Annotated in this window: 13 protein-coding genes; 6 read left to right on the top strand and 7 right to left on the bottom strand. The window is 61.4% G+C overall.

From position 1 onward, the window contains the following. Positions 1–39: 39 nt before the first annotated feature. From ligA to FE240_RS03270, 3 genes are all read right to left on the bottom strand, one after another. Positions 40–2,052 carry an NAD-dependent DNA ligase LigA gene (ligA, locus tag FE240_RS03280; protein ID WP_193003364.1) on the bottom strand — a complete coding sequence of 671 codons (2,013 nt, stop codon included), beginning with the start codon at positions 2,050–2,052 and terminating at the stop codon, positions 40–42. A gap of 78 nt (positions 2,053–2,130) precedes the next feature. Then, positions 2,131–3,210, bottom strand: a complete 1,080-nt coding sequence (zipA, locus tag FE240_RS03275; RefSeq protein ID WP_193003363.1) for a cell division protein ZipA — start codon at positions 3,208–3,210, stop codon at positions 2,131–2,133. Between the two features lie 15 nt (positions 3,211–3,225). After that, positions 3,226–6,588 (bottom strand): AAA family ATPase, encoded by a 3,363-nt coding sequence (locus FE240_RS03270; RefSeq protein WP_193003362.1) that lies wholly within the window; start codon positions 6,586–6,588, stop codon positions 3,226–3,228. Between the two features lie 100 nt (positions 6,589–6,688). On the opposite strand from FE240_RS03270, the gene cysZ reads away from it, so the two are divergent. Beyond that, positions 6,689–7,456: a sulfate transporter CysZ gene (gene cysZ / locus FE240_RS03265; protein ID WP_193003361.1), complete on the top strand. Its 768-nt coding sequence runs from the start codon at positions 6,689–6,691 to the stop codon at positions 7,454–7,456. Between the two features lie 128 nt (positions 7,457–7,584). Beyond that, positions 7,585–8,199 (top strand): trimeric intracellular cation channel family protein, encoded by a 615-nt coding sequence (locus tag FE240_RS03260; protein ID WP_193003360.1) that lies wholly within the window; start codon positions 7,585–7,587, stop codon positions 8,197–8,199. A gap of 45 nt (positions 8,200–8,244) precedes the next feature. Here FE240_RS03260 and FE240_RS03255 read toward each other — a convergent pair whose 3' ends face one another. The 4 genes from FE240_RS03255 to FE240_RS03240 form a co-directional block, all read right to left on the bottom strand. After that, positions 8,245–8,493, bottom strand: a complete 249-nt coding sequence (locus FE240_RS03255) for a DUF3862 domain-containing protein (protein WP_193003359.1) — start codon at positions 8,491–8,493, stop codon at positions 8,245–8,247. Between the two features lie 81 nt (positions 8,494–8,574). Beyond that, entirely contained in the window at positions 8,575–9,120 is a 546-nt protein-coding gene (locus tag FE240_RS03250) for a DUF882 domain-containing protein (RefSeq protein ID WP_193003358.1), read from the bottom strand. A gap of 140 nt (positions 9,121–9,260) precedes the next feature. Beyond that, positions 9,261–10,736 carry a L,D-transpeptidase family protein gene (locus tag FE240_RS03245; RefSeq protein ID WP_193003357.1) on the bottom strand — a complete coding sequence of 492 codons (1,476 nt, stop codon included), beginning with the start codon at positions 10,734–10,736 and terminating at the stop codon, positions 9,261–9,263. Positions 10,737–10,807: 71 nt separating this feature from the next. Beyond that, positions 10,808–11,566 (bottom strand): substrate-binding periplasmic protein, encoded by a 759-nt coding sequence (locus FE240_RS03240; RefSeq protein ID WP_226798963.1) that lies wholly within the window; start codon positions 11,564–11,566, stop codon positions 10,808–10,810. Between the two features lie 237 nt (positions 11,567–11,803). Here FE240_RS03240 and FE240_RS03235 point away from each other — a divergent pair, with 237 nt between their 5' ends. From FE240_RS03235 to FE240_RS03220, 4 genes are read left to right on the top strand one after another with little or no spacing between them, the layout of a single operon-like run. Further along, complete coding sequence (locus FE240_RS03235; protein ID WP_193003356.1) at positions 11,804–12,337, top strand: hypothetical protein; 534 nt, start codon at positions 11,804–11,806, stop codon at positions 12,335–12,337. 36 nt (positions 12,338–12,373) lie between these two features. Next, on the top strand, positions 12,374–13,369 hold the full coding sequence (locus tag FE240_RS03230) for a glycosyltransferase family 2 protein (protein ID WP_193003355.1): 996 nt from the start codon (positions 12,374–12,376) through the stop codon (positions 13,367–13,369). Beyond that, on the top strand, positions 13,366–13,737 hold the full coding sequence (locus tag FE240_RS03225) for a GtrA family protein (protein WP_042046878.1): 372 nt from the start codon (positions 13,366–13,368) through the stop codon (positions 13,735–13,737). The genes FE240_RS03230 and FE240_RS03225 overlap by 4 nt, the downstream gene beginning before the upstream one ends. Then, complete coding sequence (locus FE240_RS03220) at positions 13,737–14,882, top strand: hypothetical protein (protein ID WP_193003354.1); 1,146 nt, start codon at positions 13,737–13,739, stop codon at positions 14,880–14,882. Before FE240_RS03225 ends, FE240_RS03220 begins: the two co-directional genes overlap by 1 nt. Positions 14,883–15,017: the final 135 nt, after the last annotated feature.

Here is a 15,017-nt window from a genome sequence, read left to right as displayed (position 1 = left end):
GCCCCGCAAGCGGGGCCTTTCACTGTTTATGGAACGCGGTCACTGCTGCCCGGCTAGCGCCTGTTGCAGCTCATCTTCGCTCCAGACTGTGATGCCCAGCTCCTGAGCCTTGGCAAGCTTTGAGCCCGCCGCCTCACCCGCCACCACAACATCGGTCTTGGCCGATACCGAGCCCGCCACCTTGGCCCCGAGGGCCTGCAACGCCGCCTTGGCATCGCTGCGCGACAAGCTGGTGAGGGTGCCGGTCAGCACAAAGGTCTTACCGGCAAAGGGCTGATCGCTTACCTCTCTCTTCTCGATGGCCGGCCAGTGGATCCCGGCGGCCAGCAGGGCCTCCAGCACCTCGATGTTGTGGGGCTGGCGCAGGAAGTAGTAGACATGCTTGGCCACCACCTCGCCCACATCCGGCACCACCAATAACTGCTCAACCGAGGCGGCGCGCAGGGCCTCCAGGGTGAGGAAGTGGTTGGCCAGGTTCAGGGCCGTGGCCTCCCCCACCTCGCGGATGCCGAGGGCAAACAGGAAGCGTGGCAAGGTGGTGCTGCGCGCCTTGTCGATGGCCTCGACCAGATTCTGCGCCGATTTCGGCCCCATCCGCTCCAGGGCAGCCAGGGTATCGGCCTCGAGGGCAAACAGATCGGCCGGGGTCTGCACCAGCTCTTTTTCCACCAGTTGATCGACGATCTTGTCCCCCAGCCCCTCGATATCCATGGCGCGGCGCGCGGCAAAGTGCTTGAGGGCGGCGGCGCGCTGGGCGCCGCAGAACAGACCGCCTGAGCAGCGGGCCACCGCCTCCCCCTCGATGCGCTCAATGGCCGAGCCGCACACCGGGCAGGCATCCGGGAACAAGATAGGGCGTACATCCGCCGGACGTTTGGCCTCGACCACCGAGACCACCTGCGGGATCACGTCACCGGCGCGGCGCACGATCACCGTGTCGCCGATCATCACGCCAAGGCGTTCAATCTCATCGGCATTGTGCAAGGTGGCGTTGGAGACGGTGACGCCGCCAACAAAGATGGGCCTGAGCTTAGCCACCGGCGTGATGGCGCCGGTACGTCCCACCTGGAACTCGACGTTCTCCAGCTCGGTCATCTCTTCCTGGGCTGGGAACTTATGGGCGGTCGCCCAGCGCGGGGCCCGTGCCACGAAGCCAAGCTGCTGCTGCAAGGCGATGTCATCGACCTTGTAAACCACGCCGTCGATCTCGTAGGGCAGCGCCTCGCGCCGCGCCAAGATCTCATCGTGGAAGGCCTGACACCCCGCCGCCCCTTCGGCCAGTTTCACCTCGGGGCAGATCGGCAGCCCCCACAATCCCAACTGCATCAAGCGGCCATGGTGGGAGCCCCCCAGCTCGTCGCCCCCCACCCCGACGCCATAGGCATAGAAAGCGAGCGGGCGGGAGGCGGTGATGCGCGAGTCGAGCTGGCGCAGGCTGCCGGCAGCGGCGTTGCGCGGGTTAACAAACACCTTCTCTCCCTTCTCGAGGGCACGGGCATTGAGCTTCTCAAAGCCGGCTTTGGGCATGAACACCTCGCCACGCACCTCGAGACGCTCAGGCCAGCCCGCCCCCTTGAGGCGCAGTGGAATGGCGTGGATGGTGCGCACGTTCTCGGTGATCTCCTCCCCCGTGGTGCCGTCTCCTCGGGTGGCGGCCCGCGTCAGCAGGCCGTTCACATAGAGCAGGCTGACGGCCAACCCATCGAGTTTGGGCTCGCAGCAGAAGGTAAAGGTCTGCGCTTGCTTGAGCCTGTCTTGCATGCGCTGGTCGAAGGCTTGCAGCTCCTCATCGCTGAACACGTTGTCGAGGCTCAGCATGGGAAGCTCGTGGGTCACCTGGGCGAACGCAGAGAGCGGCATGCCCCCTACCCGCTGGCTCGGAGAGTCGGGGGTACGCAGCTCGGGGTGCTCAGCCTCAAGCGCCAGCAGCTCGCGCATCAGGCGATCATATTCAGAGTCGGTGACGGTGGGGTTATCTAGCACATAGTACTGATAGCCATAGTCGCTCAGTTGCTGACACAGGGTCTGGTGACGGGATTGGTATTCGCTCATGGGGCTCTTGTCCGAGATCCAGAAATGACGATGCGGTACCAGGTACCGCATCGTAGGGGGTGAGTAGGAGGAAGCGGCTTAGTCGCGGCTCGCCTCGTAGGCAGCCAGCTCGCGGCGATAGCGAGTGATCGTATCTTCACACAGCGGGCTGCGCTCCATATCGGTCAGCATGGCATCCAAATCGCTGGCCAGTTGATCGGCGGTGCGCAGCATCTCTTCAAACGCCAGGGCCGTGTTGCTGCGCAGCGGCAACTGCATGAAGAGCGACACGCCGGGGGTGGAGAACTGCTCCATCCGGTACGGGTTGAAGGTGCCGGGTTTGACCATGTTGATGATGGAAAACAGGATCTCGCCGTGGCCATCGCGATCTTCGTGGCGATGGAAGATATCCATCTCACCAAACTTGAAGCCGGTGGCCAGTAAGGAGGAGAGCAGCGTCGCCCCTTCCAGCTCACGACCGGGGCGCGCCATCAGGTTCAGCACATAAACATCCTGCCACACCTTCTCAACCGGGGCGCGGCGCGGCTCAGGAATCGGTTCCGGAATCGGCTCGTAACGGGGCTCGGTACGCAGGACCGGCTCCTCACGATAAACAGGCTCAGGCTCATAGGCCGGCTCGGGCTGCGGCTCATAGGCGGGCACCTGCGGCTCGTCATCGAGCGGGGCAGTCATGATCGGCTCACGCTGGGAGCGGGTACGCGGCTGCACCGGGGTGCGGCGGATCACCGGAGAGGGCTTGCGAACCGGCTGCGGCTCCTCTTCTTCTTCCGCGGCAAAGACGATGGGCTCGGCCACTCGAGGGGCCGGCTGGACATAATCAGGCTCGGGAGCATAGGCCGGCTCGGCATGCGGCAACGGCAGATCGTCATCCGCATCGTCTTCCTGGCGGCGATAGATGGGGGCCGAGGAGCGGCGCATCGCCTTGGGCTCTTCCGGCTGGATCTTAGGCTCGGCGCGACGATTGCTGACCACACGCACCTGACCGATGCCATCGTCGTCGAAACTGTCGTCACCTCGGGAACGGGTCTCGACCCGGCCAAGTGGCTTCTCCTTGATGGGAGTCTTGCGGTTCTTTCTGTTGGTCCACAGACCGTGAATGAGCAATGCCGCAATGGCAATTCCGCCCAAGGCAACCAAGATGTAACGCAATTCCTGCATTAGCTGCTTCTCTTTCTAGTTTTGCTCAGCCAGAGCGACGGCTTCACCAATATCAACCGAGACGATGCGGGAAACCCCGGGCTCTTGCATCGTCACGCCGACCAGCTGCTCAGCCATCTCCATGGAGACCTTATTATGACTGATGTAGACGAACTGTACTGTGCCCGACATCTCTTTGACAAGAGCGCAGAAGCGACCCACGTTCACTTCATCGAGCGGTGCATCCACCTCATCCAGCATACAAAAAGGTGCCGGATTGAGTCTAAAGATGGCGAAGACCAGTGCCAAGGCAGTCAAGGCCTTCTCCCCCCCAGACAGCAGGGCGATGGTAGCATTCTTTTTACCGGGAGGTCTCGCCATGATGGTGACCCCCGCCTCCAAAAGATCGTCAGAGGTGAGTTCAAGCCATGCATTCCCCCCTCCAAATACTTTTGGAAACAGGGATTTTAAATCTTCATTGACCTTATCGAAAGTGTCTCGGAAGCGGATTTGTGTCTCCCGATCGATTCTTTTTATCGCCTGCTCGAGGGTCTCCAGTGCCTGCTCGAGATCCTGACACTGGTTTTCCATATAAGTGGCTCGGGTTCGCGCCTCCTCAAACTCCTCCAGCGCAGCCAGGTTGATGGCACCGAGTGCCGCCACCTGCTCCTCCAACGCCTGGATCTCCTGCCTCAGCTTACTGCGGTCGGCCTGTAGCAGCGCCCCCTGGTCAAGCTCGGCGAAACGCACGCCGAGTTCCTCAAGCTGCTCGTGTAGCGCCTGCCTTCGCGTAAGCAAACGCTCACGTTCAAGCCGCAGTTGTGCCAGCGTCTCCTGTAGGGCCACCAGATGCTTATGATCGCCCTGGCGCCGCTTTTCCAGCTCACCCAGCTCACTTTCAAGCTGGCTGAGTACCTGGTGAGTGGCCAGTTGCTCCGCCTCTAGGCGGCGCTGGGTCTCGAGCAGCGGCGCTAAATCGACGGCCTCAGTGGCATCCGGCGCCTTGAGCTGCATCAGCTCACCACGCACCCGCTCTAGTTCGGTGCGATGCAGCTCCCCCAGTTGCCGGCGCTGCTCCTGCTCCAACTGCCCGCGCTGGCGCTCGGCGCGGGCTAGCTCACTGCCGTTGCGGGCGGCGGCCACTGCGGCCTCCAGCGCCTGTTGCCGCTCTTGCGCCTCACGCAGGCGCTCATCGTGCTCACCCCCCAGCGCCTGCCAGTGAGCAAGCTGCTCTTCGAGCTCAAGGATCAGCGCCTCACGATCTTCAAGGCGGGTCTGCTCCTCGGCAAGCTGCGCCCCCAAGCGCGCCAGCTCGGCTACGATCTCGGCCTGACGCTGCCCCCGCTCGGTCAGCCTGCCCTCCTGCAACCGCCACGCCTCACGCGCTTGCTGCAAGGCAAGCTCTGCCTGTTGCAACTGGGCCAGGGCCCCCTCCTGCTCTTCAAGGAGAGTAATTCGTGTCTCTTCACGTTCGGCCAATGACCGTGATAGCGCCTGTTCCTGTCGCGACAGGGTGGCGATGGCCTCACGCAGATGCTCCTGCTCCGCCAGCATCGCCAGGGTGCCAAGCCGTTTGCCATCGGCACGATCCACCCAGTTCACCCCAAACCAGTCACCCGCCGGCGTGATCACCGACTCGCCCGGCCCCAGCGTTGTGGCGCGTTGCCGCGCCGCCTCGAGATCCGGCGCGGTAAAGATGGCGTTGAGAAACGCGGGCAGATGCGCCCCTTGTACCCAGCAGGCCAGCGTGCCTGTCACGGCGCGGCCCGCAGGCCCCACCACCCGGCCACTTTCGACCTGCTGCCAGCGATCGTCCCCTCGGGCGGTGAGCCAGTGGCCAAGCACCTTGTCGAGCGCCGGCGCCCACTGCGCATCCAGCGTCAACTGCTCCCCCAATACGCCCTCCTGCCGCTCGCCTAACAGCTCGGTCAACGCTTGCAGACGAGCCTGCCGTTCACGTAGGGCCGTTTGTGCTTGATGCCACTGCGCACGCAGGGCCGGCAGGGCCGCCTCCAGCGCCTCATGTCGCTGGCGCAGCGACCCCTGATGCTCGGATGCGGCCGCACGGGCGTGTTCGAGCGGGGCAAGATCGGGCAAGGGCGGCTCATCCCCACGCGACTCTCGTTCATCTTCCAGCTTGAGGCGAGCCAGACGGGTGCGGGCCAGCAGCTCATGCTGGTGCTGTCGCTCGCCCCTTGCCTGAGCCAGCGCACCTTGCTGCATGGCCAATTGCTGTTGCCACTGTTCGCGGGCCGCGCGCCACTGCTCCACCTGTTGCCCGCCCTCCTGTTGACGGGCCAGGCCCTCCTCTTGGCGCGCTTCGGCCAGCTCGAGGCGCACCTCGGCCTGCTCCAGCGCTAGGGTGGCCTCAGCCAGCGCCCGCTCTTCGCTCTCCAACTGCAACTGCAACGCCGCCATCCGCTCGCCCAGCGCCGCACGCCGGCTCTGCCACTCGCGTCCCTGCTCGGCCTGGTGCAGCCCCTGCTGCTCTAACCGAGCGATAGCTTGGCCACCGAGGAACAATTGCTGCTGACGATCCGCCTGTTCCGCCTGCCGCTCCTGACGTGTGGTGGCGAGGATGAGGCTCCTGGCCTCATCCTGAGTGCGCCGGGCATCAAGCTCGGCCAATGCCCGCTCGTGTTCACTCAGCGCCCCCTTGATCTCAACCAGCCGGCTCTCAATGCCCCATAGCTCGGAGCCGACCAGCTCACTGCGCGCCGCCCGACTGCGCGCCTTGAGCTGGCGATAGCGCTCGGCAGTCTCGGCCTGTTGGCGCAGGTGCTCCAGTCGCTCCCCCAGCTCGCCGCGAATGTCGCCAAGGCGTTCGAGGTTGTCACGGGTGTGGCGGATGCGCTGCTCGGTCTCACGCCGACGCTCCTTGTAGCGCGATACCCCTGCGGCCTCCTCGAGAAACAGCTTGAGGTCGGCTGGGCGCGACTCCACCAGCCGACTGACGGTGCCTTGCTCGATGATGGCGTAGCTGCGCGGGCCGAGGCCAGTGCCAAGGAAGAGATCGGTTACGTCCTTGCGCCGGCACTTCTGGCCGTTGATGAAGTAGTGGTTGCTGCCGTCACGAAAGACTTCGCGACGCACCGCTATCTCGGTGAAACGCCCGAATTCGCCCGGCACCCGGTTGTGGGGATTGTCGAACACCAGCTCAACCGACGCGCGCGAATGGGGCGGCCGGTTGGTCGAGCCGTTAAAGATGACATCGGTCATGTTCTCGCCGCGCAGATGGCGCGCCGAGCTCTCTCCCAATACCCAGCGCACCGCATCGATGACGTTGGACTTACCACAGCCGTTGGGGCCGACCACGGCCGTCATATCCGCAGAAAGGCTGATTTTGGTCGGCTCCACAAACGACTTGAAACCGGCAAGCTTGATCAATTTCAGGCGCATGGGAGGGGGAGGTGATCTCGATAGGTGTGGCCGGCAACTTTACCAAATCAAGGGCTTGTTTGTAATATGCGGCTATCTTCGCTCATTTGATGGACACCCCATGACACAACCACTGATGAAGGACTCGGTTGGCGGCGCCGACTATTTTCTGCGCGGCTTCGCCCTGATCCGGCGCCCAGGGATCCGCGCCTTCGTGCTGATCCCCCTACTGGTCAACTTCGTGTTGTTCGCCGGGGCCTTCTATGCCCTGCTGCTGCAACTCGACAAGCTGTTTGCCTGGCTGCATGGCATGATCCCCGAGTGGCTCTCCTGGCTCGACTATCTACTCTGGCCTCTGGCGCTGATCACCGTGCTGGTGCTCTTCTCCTTCTTGTTCAGCTCGGTCGCCAACTGGATTGCCGCCCCCTTCAACGGCCTGCTGGCCGAGAAGGTCGAACAGGTACTGACCGGGGAGAGTGCCGCGGACACCGGGATGCTGGACGTGGTCAAGGATATTCCGCGCACCCTGAGCCGTGAGTGGATCAAGCTCAAATACTACCTGCCCAAGGCCATCGGCTGCCTGATCCTGTTTCTCATCCCCGTGGTCGGACAGACGGTGGCTCCCGTGCTCTGGTTCCTGTTCAGCGCCTGGATGATGGCGATCCAGTATGTCGACTACCCCTTCGACAACCACAAGATCGACTTCATCACCATGCGTGAGGCTCTCAAACAACGCCGTGGTAAATGCTTAAGCTTCGGCGCGCTGGTCACGCTGTTTGCCTCCATTCCGGTGGTGAACCTGTTCGTCATGCCAGTCGCCATTTGTGGTGCTACGGCCATGTGGGTCGATCACTACCGCCCGGCCTACCGAAACACAGGAACCCCCTGACAGCCGAGCATGAAAAGGGGCGTAATACGCCCCTTATTCATTAGAAAAACTAACATGAATTTTTTAACGTTGTCCCGTCATTCCTTGGTTGATAGCATTCGCGCTTTCTATTAACCCTGGGATTCCTCATGCTTTACGCCCTCTTTATCATCGGCCTCGTCGCCGAAGGCATGACCGGTGCCCTGGCGGCCGGTCGCCGGCGCATGGACCTGTTCGGCGTCATCATCATCGCCTCGGCCACCGCGATCGGCGGTGGTACCATCCGTGATGTGCTGCTCGGCCACTACCCGCTCTTGTGGGTGGAGCATCCCGAATACGTGGTTCTGGTAGCGGCCGCCGCCATGGTCAGCGTCGCCTTCGCCCCCCTGATGCGCTACCTCACCAAATTGTTCCTGGCGCTGGATGCTCTGGGGTTGGCGGTCTTCTCCATCTTCGGGGCGGCGCGAGCACTGGATATGGGGCACGGCATGGGGATCGCCTGCATCATGGCGGTGGTGACGGGGGCCTTCGGCGGGGTACTGCGGGATCTGCTCTGCCAACGCTTGCCGCTGGTGTTTCGCCGCGAGCTGTATGCCGCCGTTTCGCTCATCACCGGCATGCTCTACTGCGTCGCGCTGGATCAAGGTCTGCCGAAGGATTGGGCCACTTTTGGCGCGATCGGGATCGGCTTCGTCTTGCGTCTGCTGGCGGTACGCTTCAAATGGGGCTTACCCACCTTCCACTACCAGTTCGTGACCCATTGAGATCAAAAAAGCGCCCCACAGGGCGCTTTTTTCATGTTGTTTCGCTCAGTTGATCCCTTCCGAGCTAAACAGGGCCGCCTTGCCGGCGATAAATTTGACCTGGATGTTCTTCTTCTCCTTGCCCCAGATGCAGCTGGAGGTGCCGAGCACATCGTCACAACGATCGGCTTTACCCAAAATGGTGGCCACCTCGTCATAGGTCATGCCCATCTTGAGCTGCTCGTAGTGCTCACGATCCAGCTTGCCGCAGCCGGCAAGCAACAGGGCCAGCATGGCGGCCAGTGCGATACGCATTATTCAACTCCTACTGAGTACGAAAGTACCGATAGGGTAATGGCAGAAGAGGGGGATAGCCAGTGCGCAAGAGCCCTTTGACTACCAGCGGCGCACCGGACCGGTATCGAGGTGAACAAAATTGTCGTTCGGGTAGTAACCTACCCCACCCACGCTCAGTTGGAGTGCCGCCTGACGCAGATGAGTCAGCTGCACACCCGGCATGCGGATATCCACCGCCTGCCCCAGTGTGTGGTAGCTGCGCTTGGCCACACCACGGCTGTGGCGACGTTTCTGGTTATTGGTAGCCAGTGAGCGGTAACCGGAGATGAGCTCGATCTGCCCCTTGCGCCCTAGCTTGTGCTGCAACAGAAAGAGTTGATCGAACAGCTTGCGATCGATGTCGAACACTTCGTTGCGACGGTGATCGCGCAGGATGTGGTTGAGCTCGGCCAAGCCATCCGGCAGATAACGACCATTTTCCCAGTAACTAGCCCTGACTTTTTCGCCGGTGTTGAGGTTATGGATAACCAACTCGCGGCTAGTGGTGCTGCGGCTAGCCTGGGCAGTCTGCGGCAGCAGGCCGGCGGTGAGCAGCAGGCCGCTCCCGAGCAGCAGTTGTCGACGGCTGATCCCTTTGTCCAACATGGCGATTTTTTACCCTAAAAGATGTAACAACCGTCCGACACTACCCGCCAGAGCGGTGAACTGTCAAACCCGAGGCTCAAAAAATGACACCCGGCAGCGGCCGGGTGTCACAAACGTGATAATGGTCACGACGTCTTTCGTCACAACACGCTCTTAAAGCTGCCCTTGTCGAAGCCGTAGATATCGTTACGGAAGTGCTGCTTGCCCTCACCGTCGATCCAACTGCTCCAGTAGACGGTGAACACCGGCACCGGCGTCGAGAGCGGCATCCAACGGGTGGTGGTCTGCTTGAGCAGGCCATTGATCTCCTGCTGTTTGCGCGGGGTCGGTGCCAGCAGCAGTTGCGCCAGATTCTCCGCCTTCTCGACCCGCACACAACCGGAGCTCAGTGCCCGCGCTCCCTGCTCAAACAACCCCTTCTTCGGGGTCGAGTGCAAATAAATGGCATCGTTGTTTGGCAGGTAGAACTTGTAGCGGCCGAGGGCATTGTGATCGCCCGGCTTCTGGCGCAGGCGATAGGGGAAACCGGAGGCAAGCGCGTGGCTCCACCCCTCAGGGGAGAACTGCACCGGATTGCCTTGGCCGTCGATCACCTCGATCTGCTGACGGGAGAGGTAACCGGGATCGCGCGCCAGCTTAGGCAGAATGTCTTTGCGCATGATGGAGGTCGGCACATTCCAAGAGGGGTTGATCACCACGGAGCGGATCTCGCTGGCCAGGATAGGGGTGGCCCGCAGTTGCTGGCCGACGATGACACGGCTGGTGAAGATCTCGCGCCCCTGCTCGACCACGCTCAGGTGGTAATCGGGAATGTTGACCAGTACGTAGCGCTGCTCAGGCAGGCGGTCGACCACATCACGCCGCCACAAGTTGCGCAGCAGCAGGCGGGCACGCGCCTCCGGGCCGGTGCTGAGCCAGCTCTGGGTCTGCCGGCCTATGATGCCATCGGCAGTCAGGCCATGACGGGACTGAAACGCCTTGATGGCGCTCAGGGTCTCACCGTCATAGATGCCCTCGCTGTCATGATCCTGCTGCATGTCACCGAGCACCACCAAGATCCTGCGGATCTCGGCCAGAGAGGGGGAGCTCTCCCCCTCACGCAGGGTCGGAATGGAGAGAGCAGGCCAGCGATCAGCCATTGGCAATGCCAGTAGCTTTTGCACCTCGTTGCGCACGATGGCGTATTCGGACACCGAGGGGCGCAGCGCCGTCACCGCATCGAGCAAGCCCTTGGCCTCGATGCTGGGGGCCGCCTTGGAGAGATCCACCGTCATACTGCCGATCTGTTCACGCGAGACGAAATCGAGCCCGCGCCAGATATGCTGGAAGCGGCTCAACTTGCGAAATGCCTCATCATAGAGGGGGCCACGCTGCTCTTCAGGCGTGGTTTGCAGCGATTTCCACAAATGGACGAAATCGGGATGGAACTGGGCCAGCGCGGCCTCAAACAGCTGTTGCTGTAACTCTTCGCGGGCCGCGACCTCGCTTCCCCAGTCATGGGAAACCCTGTCAGTAGCCGCAACCACGGCAGACACCTCATTGGCCTGCACCGCGGTAACCGGCCAGCATCCCAACCAGATCAGATTGGCCAATGCCAGCCATAACCTCATACCCATATCTACCTCAAACCCTACATGGCGGCAGACCAGCTGCCTTCGCAAAAGCCGAAAAACGAAGTATCCCCATATTACGGGCGCACCCCTACCGGCGCGTAGCGGCGCAGAAGCGCATCATACTCTCGGTCAGCCTGAAAGGCAGCCAGGGCTTGATTGAATTGTGCCACGAAGGCAGGGTCAAACCGCCGTTTGGATAGCATGAATCGGGTCGGAATAGCGATGACCCTGGCTTGGTGCGGTACAATGTTCGGCAGCAGCCCCGACTGCTCCAGCATCCAGCGAGTAGCAAACGCATCCCCGAGAAATCCATCGATACGCCGCAACTGCAACTTGCCGTAGTTGCGCTCCTCCTCAAGCAAAGGGGTCACCTGATTGGCATGGTTCGCCAATAACCCCATGATGGGCTCACCATAGTTAAATTCACGCGTCGTACCCAGACGCTTCCCTTCTTCGAGCCACGCCTCCAGAGTCACTGCGCCATTTTGCTCCCCCCGGCGCACCCACAGCAGGATCACCCCAGGACTATAGGGGACAGAGAAATAGGCATAGCGGCGACGAGCCTCACTCTCCGTCGCCTCCATCGCAATATCGAGATCGCCGCTAGCCACCTCTAACAAGGTGCGCTTCCAGGGGCGCTCGCGAAACACCTCGTAGCAGTCCATTCGCTTGGCAACGGCCTCCAGTACCTCTACGGCAAAACCGGTGAGCACCTGCTCCTGATTACGGTAGTGGTAGGGAGGCCAGTCGTCATAACCAGCCCGCCATGGACGCTCACAGCCCGCCTCGGCCACGCCACTTAACAGCATCACGATCCATATCCAGCATTTCATGCTCACCATCCCTGTTCACCAGGCTGCTCAAATCGGACTCAAAGTAGCACGTTCATCACCCGTTTTACCGCCCAATTTTTGAGAGATTGACCGCATCCTGCTGTTTTGCAGGATGGTCTGAGCGGCGTTTAAATTCCGAACAAAATTTATTTTTGTGACCCACTAGGCTTTTCTGGCAAATTGATTAGCATGTGCGCTTGAAAGCCCCTTCTGTTCTATGAGAGAGCGAGAGTCTAGATGTTCAAGAAAGCCGGTTTCGCATCAGCCATTCTGGCCCTGAGCGGATTCTATCTTTATACCCTTTACCTGGCGGCCCACCCCCAGGTCAGCCTCTCTTATCGCCTCTATTACATGGAGGGTAAGACCCAGTTCTGGGAGCACAACTCAGACCTGGTTTACCACACCGGTAATCAGCTCGATTTGGCCAAGCCAAGCCGCTTCCTCTCCAGCGAGGGGTGGGCCAGCAAGCCGACCGCGCAGGGAACCCAGCTACAGGGGGAAGGCGGACTCTACTTCGTGCTGTCCAAGCAGCCCGACGCCCTGACCGTGCTGGCCAAGGTGGATAGCCCCAAGGCAGGCACCCTGCTCAAGGTGGCCCTCGGCCACAACTGGACCACCACCATCAAACTGGCCAAGCAGGGACTTAACGAGGTCAAACTCAACCTGCCGGGCAACCTGCTCAAGGCGGACCCGAGCCAACCTAACTTCCTGGCCATCTCGACCCCCGAGCCGTTGAATTTTCACACCGTGCAGATGAAAGTCGCACAATAGAACACGTCGCTGCCTTCACAATAAGGATGTCACTCCATGTCGAATACTTCTTTCCGACTCTCGTTGGTCGTCCCTGTCTATAACGAGGAAGAAAGTATCGATGCCTTCATCGCCGCCATCGACGATGAACTTGCCCCACTCAAGGATCAGCTCGAGATCGTCTTCGTCAACGACGGCAGCCGTGACCGCACCTGCGAGGTGGTCGAGCAGGCCATTGCCCGCGATCCGCGCGTGACCCTGGTCAATCTGGCGCGCAACTTCGGCAAGGAGGCGGCCCTGACCGCTGGCCTGCACCAGGCTCAAGGGGATGCCGTGGTGCCGATGGATGTGGACTTGCAAGATCCGCCGGCCCTGATCCTGGAGTTCGTCAAGCTGTGGCAAAGCGGCGACTATGACACCGTCTACGGCATCCGGGTCGATCGCAGCGCCGACACCCCGATGAAGCGCCTCACCGCCGGCGGCTTCTACCGTTTCTTCAACGCCCTCTCGAGCCAGACCAAGCTGCCGGAGAACGCCGGTGACTTCCGTCTCATCGACCGCCGCGTGGTCGAGGCCATCAAGCAGCTGCCCGAGCGCAACCGCTTCATGAAGGGGCTGTTTGCCTGGGCGGGCTTTCGCTCGGTCGGCGTTCCCTATGAGCGTCCGGCGCGCCACGCCGGTGAGACCAAGTTCAACTACTGGAAGCTGTGGAACTTCGCCCTCGATGGGCTGCTGAGCTTCTCCAGCTGGCCGCTGCGGGTGTGGAGCTACGTGGGCGTCGGCGTCTCTGCCGTGGCCTTCCTCTACATCCTCAAGATCATCACCCAGGTGATCTTCTTTGGTATCGACGTGCCCGGTTATGCCTCGCTGATGTCGGTGGTGCTGTTTCTCGGCGGGATCCAGCTCATCTCCCTCGGCATCATCGGCGAGTACATCGGCCGCATGTTTGTCGAGGTGAAGCAGCGCCCCGTTTACCTGATTGAAGGGGTCTATGGCGAATATGCCCGCCGCACCGAGCCGCAGGCTCAAGGCAAGGAGCAGGGCGAGGCATGATCTCCCGCGATGAGTTTTGGCGTCTGGTGCGCTTCGGCTTCGTCGGCGGCGGCGCCACCTTGGTGGATCTGGGCACCTCGTTTGCCCTGTTCCACCTGTGGCCCGGCATCTCGGAGCACCTGGTTACCACCTTGGCGTTTGCCGTGGCCTTCTGGTTCTCCTTCTTCGGCCACCGCTACATCACCTTCCAAAAGCAAGGCGCCGCCAGCAAGTTCCTGCTGGTTGCCCTGTTCTCACTGTTGGTACGCAACCTGATCCTAAGCGCTCTGCTGTGGGGGGGGCTGGCCGGCCTGCTGCCGGTGGTGATCGCCACCCTGACGGTGACCATACTGACCTATCTTCTGTCTCGTATCTGGGTATTTGCCTGATGAGTGAATCTGCACTGACGGGGCCTTACCGCCCCTCCCTGCGTCTGAGCCGCCAAGACTGGTGGCTGGTCATTGCGGCATTTTTGCTAAGCCGCATCGCCCTCTATGGTTTTGGCTATGCCGGCGTCCACCTCTATGGCAACCCGCAGCTCGGCCCCTTCCAGGCCTATTGCCAGTTCGACTGCGTCTGGTTTATGCGCATCATCGAGAACGGCTATGACCTCTACCCGCGCTGGCTGAGCAAGGGCAACGCCGCCAACTGGGCCTTCATGCCGCTCTACCCCATGCTAAGCGGCGGCCTCTCCAAGCTGATCGGCGGCGACACCCTGACCGCCTTGATGCTGGTGGCCAACACCGCCTTCTTCTTCGCCCTGCCAGCCATGCTGTTGGTGATGCGCCAGATCAAGATGGACGAGGAGACCGCCCGCTTCGGGGTCTGGCTGCTGGCCTTCTCCCCCTTCTCGGCCTACTTCGTCTCGGGTTATGGCGAGTCCATGTTCATGCTCTTCATGCTGCTCATGTTCCTGTTCGCCTACCGCCAGCAGTGGCTGCTGGTCGGCCTCATCGGCATCCTGATCTCGAGCACCCGCAACCTCGGGGTCATGATGGTGTTCCCGGTGCTGATCCTGGCGTTGCAGGCCTATGGCTGGCGCGAGTTCTTCCGCTTCACCGAAAATGCCTTCAAGGTGGTGCTGACCCTGTGGCTGATCCCGCTTGGCCTCTTCTCCTACATGTTCTACCTCTATCACCTGACCGGCGATGCGCTGGCCTTCAAACACATCCAAGTAGCATGGGGCCGGGCAATGGATAGCCCGCTCGACTGGTGGATCAGCGGCTTTGAGCTGGGGGGGCGTAAGATGTACCTCTCCATCATGGTGATGTTCGGCTGGGCGCTGAACCTGTGGTTATTTAGCCAAAAGCGCTGGGCCGAAGCGACCCTGATGGTCATCTGCTGCACCATACCGCTGATGACCGGCCTCAACGCCATGCCACGCTACATGTTCGGCCTCTACCCCACCCTGCTGGCGATCATCCTCTTCAGCCGGCGCTGGCCGGCGCTGCGACCCGCGATATTGTGCCTGAGCGGCATGGTGGCCTCCTTCATTGCGGTGGCCTTCGTCAACGCCAAGTTCTTCACCGTCTGACAGACGAAAAGGGGCCTTCCGGGGCCCCTTTTTTATTCCATCTCATTGAAACCGTTGTCATTTCAAAGCAGTTCACAGTTCCGGGCCAAGCCTGTCCCCCTTTCCCTCCCCCGGCGCCTAGAATGGGGACAACTC

Source organism: Aeromonas simiae, from assembly GCF_014892695.1.
GTDB classification, from domain to species: domain Bacteria; phylum Pseudomonadota; class Gammaproteobacteria; order Enterobacterales; family Aeromonadaceae; genus Aeromonas; species Aeromonas simiae.
Note: the sequence above shows the minus strand (reverse complement) of the source record. Positions and strands in the feature narration are given on the sequence as shown.

What these genes read in the sequence shown, in the direction of transcription:
- FE240_RS03230 (WP_193003355.1), top strand. Translation starts at nt 12,374, where the DNA reads ATGTCGAATACTTCTTTCCGACTCTCGTTGGTCGTCCCTGTCTATAAC.
- FE240_RS03235 (WP_193003356.1), top strand. Translation starts at nt 11,804, where the DNA reads ATGTTCAAGAAAGCCGGTTTCGCATCAGCCATTCTGGCCCTGAGCGGA.
- cysZ (WP_193003361.1), top strand. Translation starts at nt 6,689, where the DNA reads ATGACACAACCACTGATGAAGGACTCGGTTGGCGGCGCCGACTATTTT.
- FE240_RS03240 (WP_226798963.1), bottom strand. Translation starts at nt 11,566, where the DNA reads ATGAAATGCTGGATATGGATCGTGATGCTGTTAAGTGGCGTGGCCGAG.
- FE240_RS03260 (WP_193003360.1), top strand. Translation starts at nt 7,585, where the DNA reads ATGCTTTACGCCCTCTTTATCATCGGCCTCGTCGCCGAAGGCATGACC.
- zipA (WP_193003363.1), bottom strand. Translation starts at nt 3,210, where the DNA reads ATGCAGGAATTGCGTTACATCTTGGTTGCCTTGGGCGGAATTGCCATT.
- FE240_RS03225 (WP_042046878.1), top strand. Translation starts at nt 13,366, where the DNA reads ATGATCTCCCGCGATGAGTTTTGGCGTCTGGTGCGCTTCGGCTTCGTC.
- FE240_RS03245 (WP_193003357.1), bottom strand. Translation starts at nt 10,736, where the DNA reads ATGGGTATGAGGTTATGGCTGGCATTGGCCAATCTGATCTGGTTGGGA.
- FE240_RS03270 (WP_193003362.1), bottom strand. Translation starts at nt 6,588, where the DNA reads ATGCGCCTGAAATTGATCAAGCTTGCCGGTTTCAAGTCGTTTGTGGAG.
- FE240_RS03220 (WP_193003354.1), top strand. Translation starts at nt 13,737, where the DNA reads ATGAGTGAATCTGCACTGACGGGGCCTTACCGCCCCTCCCTGCGTCTG.
- FE240_RS03250 (WP_193003358.1), bottom strand. Translation starts at nt 9,120, where the DNA reads ATGTTGGACAAAGGGATCAGCCGTCGACAACTGCTGCTCGGGAGCGGC.
- FE240_RS03255 (WP_193003359.1), bottom strand. Translation starts at nt 8,493, where the DNA reads ATGCGTATCGCACTGGCCGCCATGCTGGCCCTGTTGCTTGCCGGCTGC.
- ligA (WP_193003364.1), bottom strand. Translation starts at nt 2,052, where the DNA reads ATGAGCGAATACCAATCCCGTCACCAGACCCTGTGTCAGCAACTGAGC.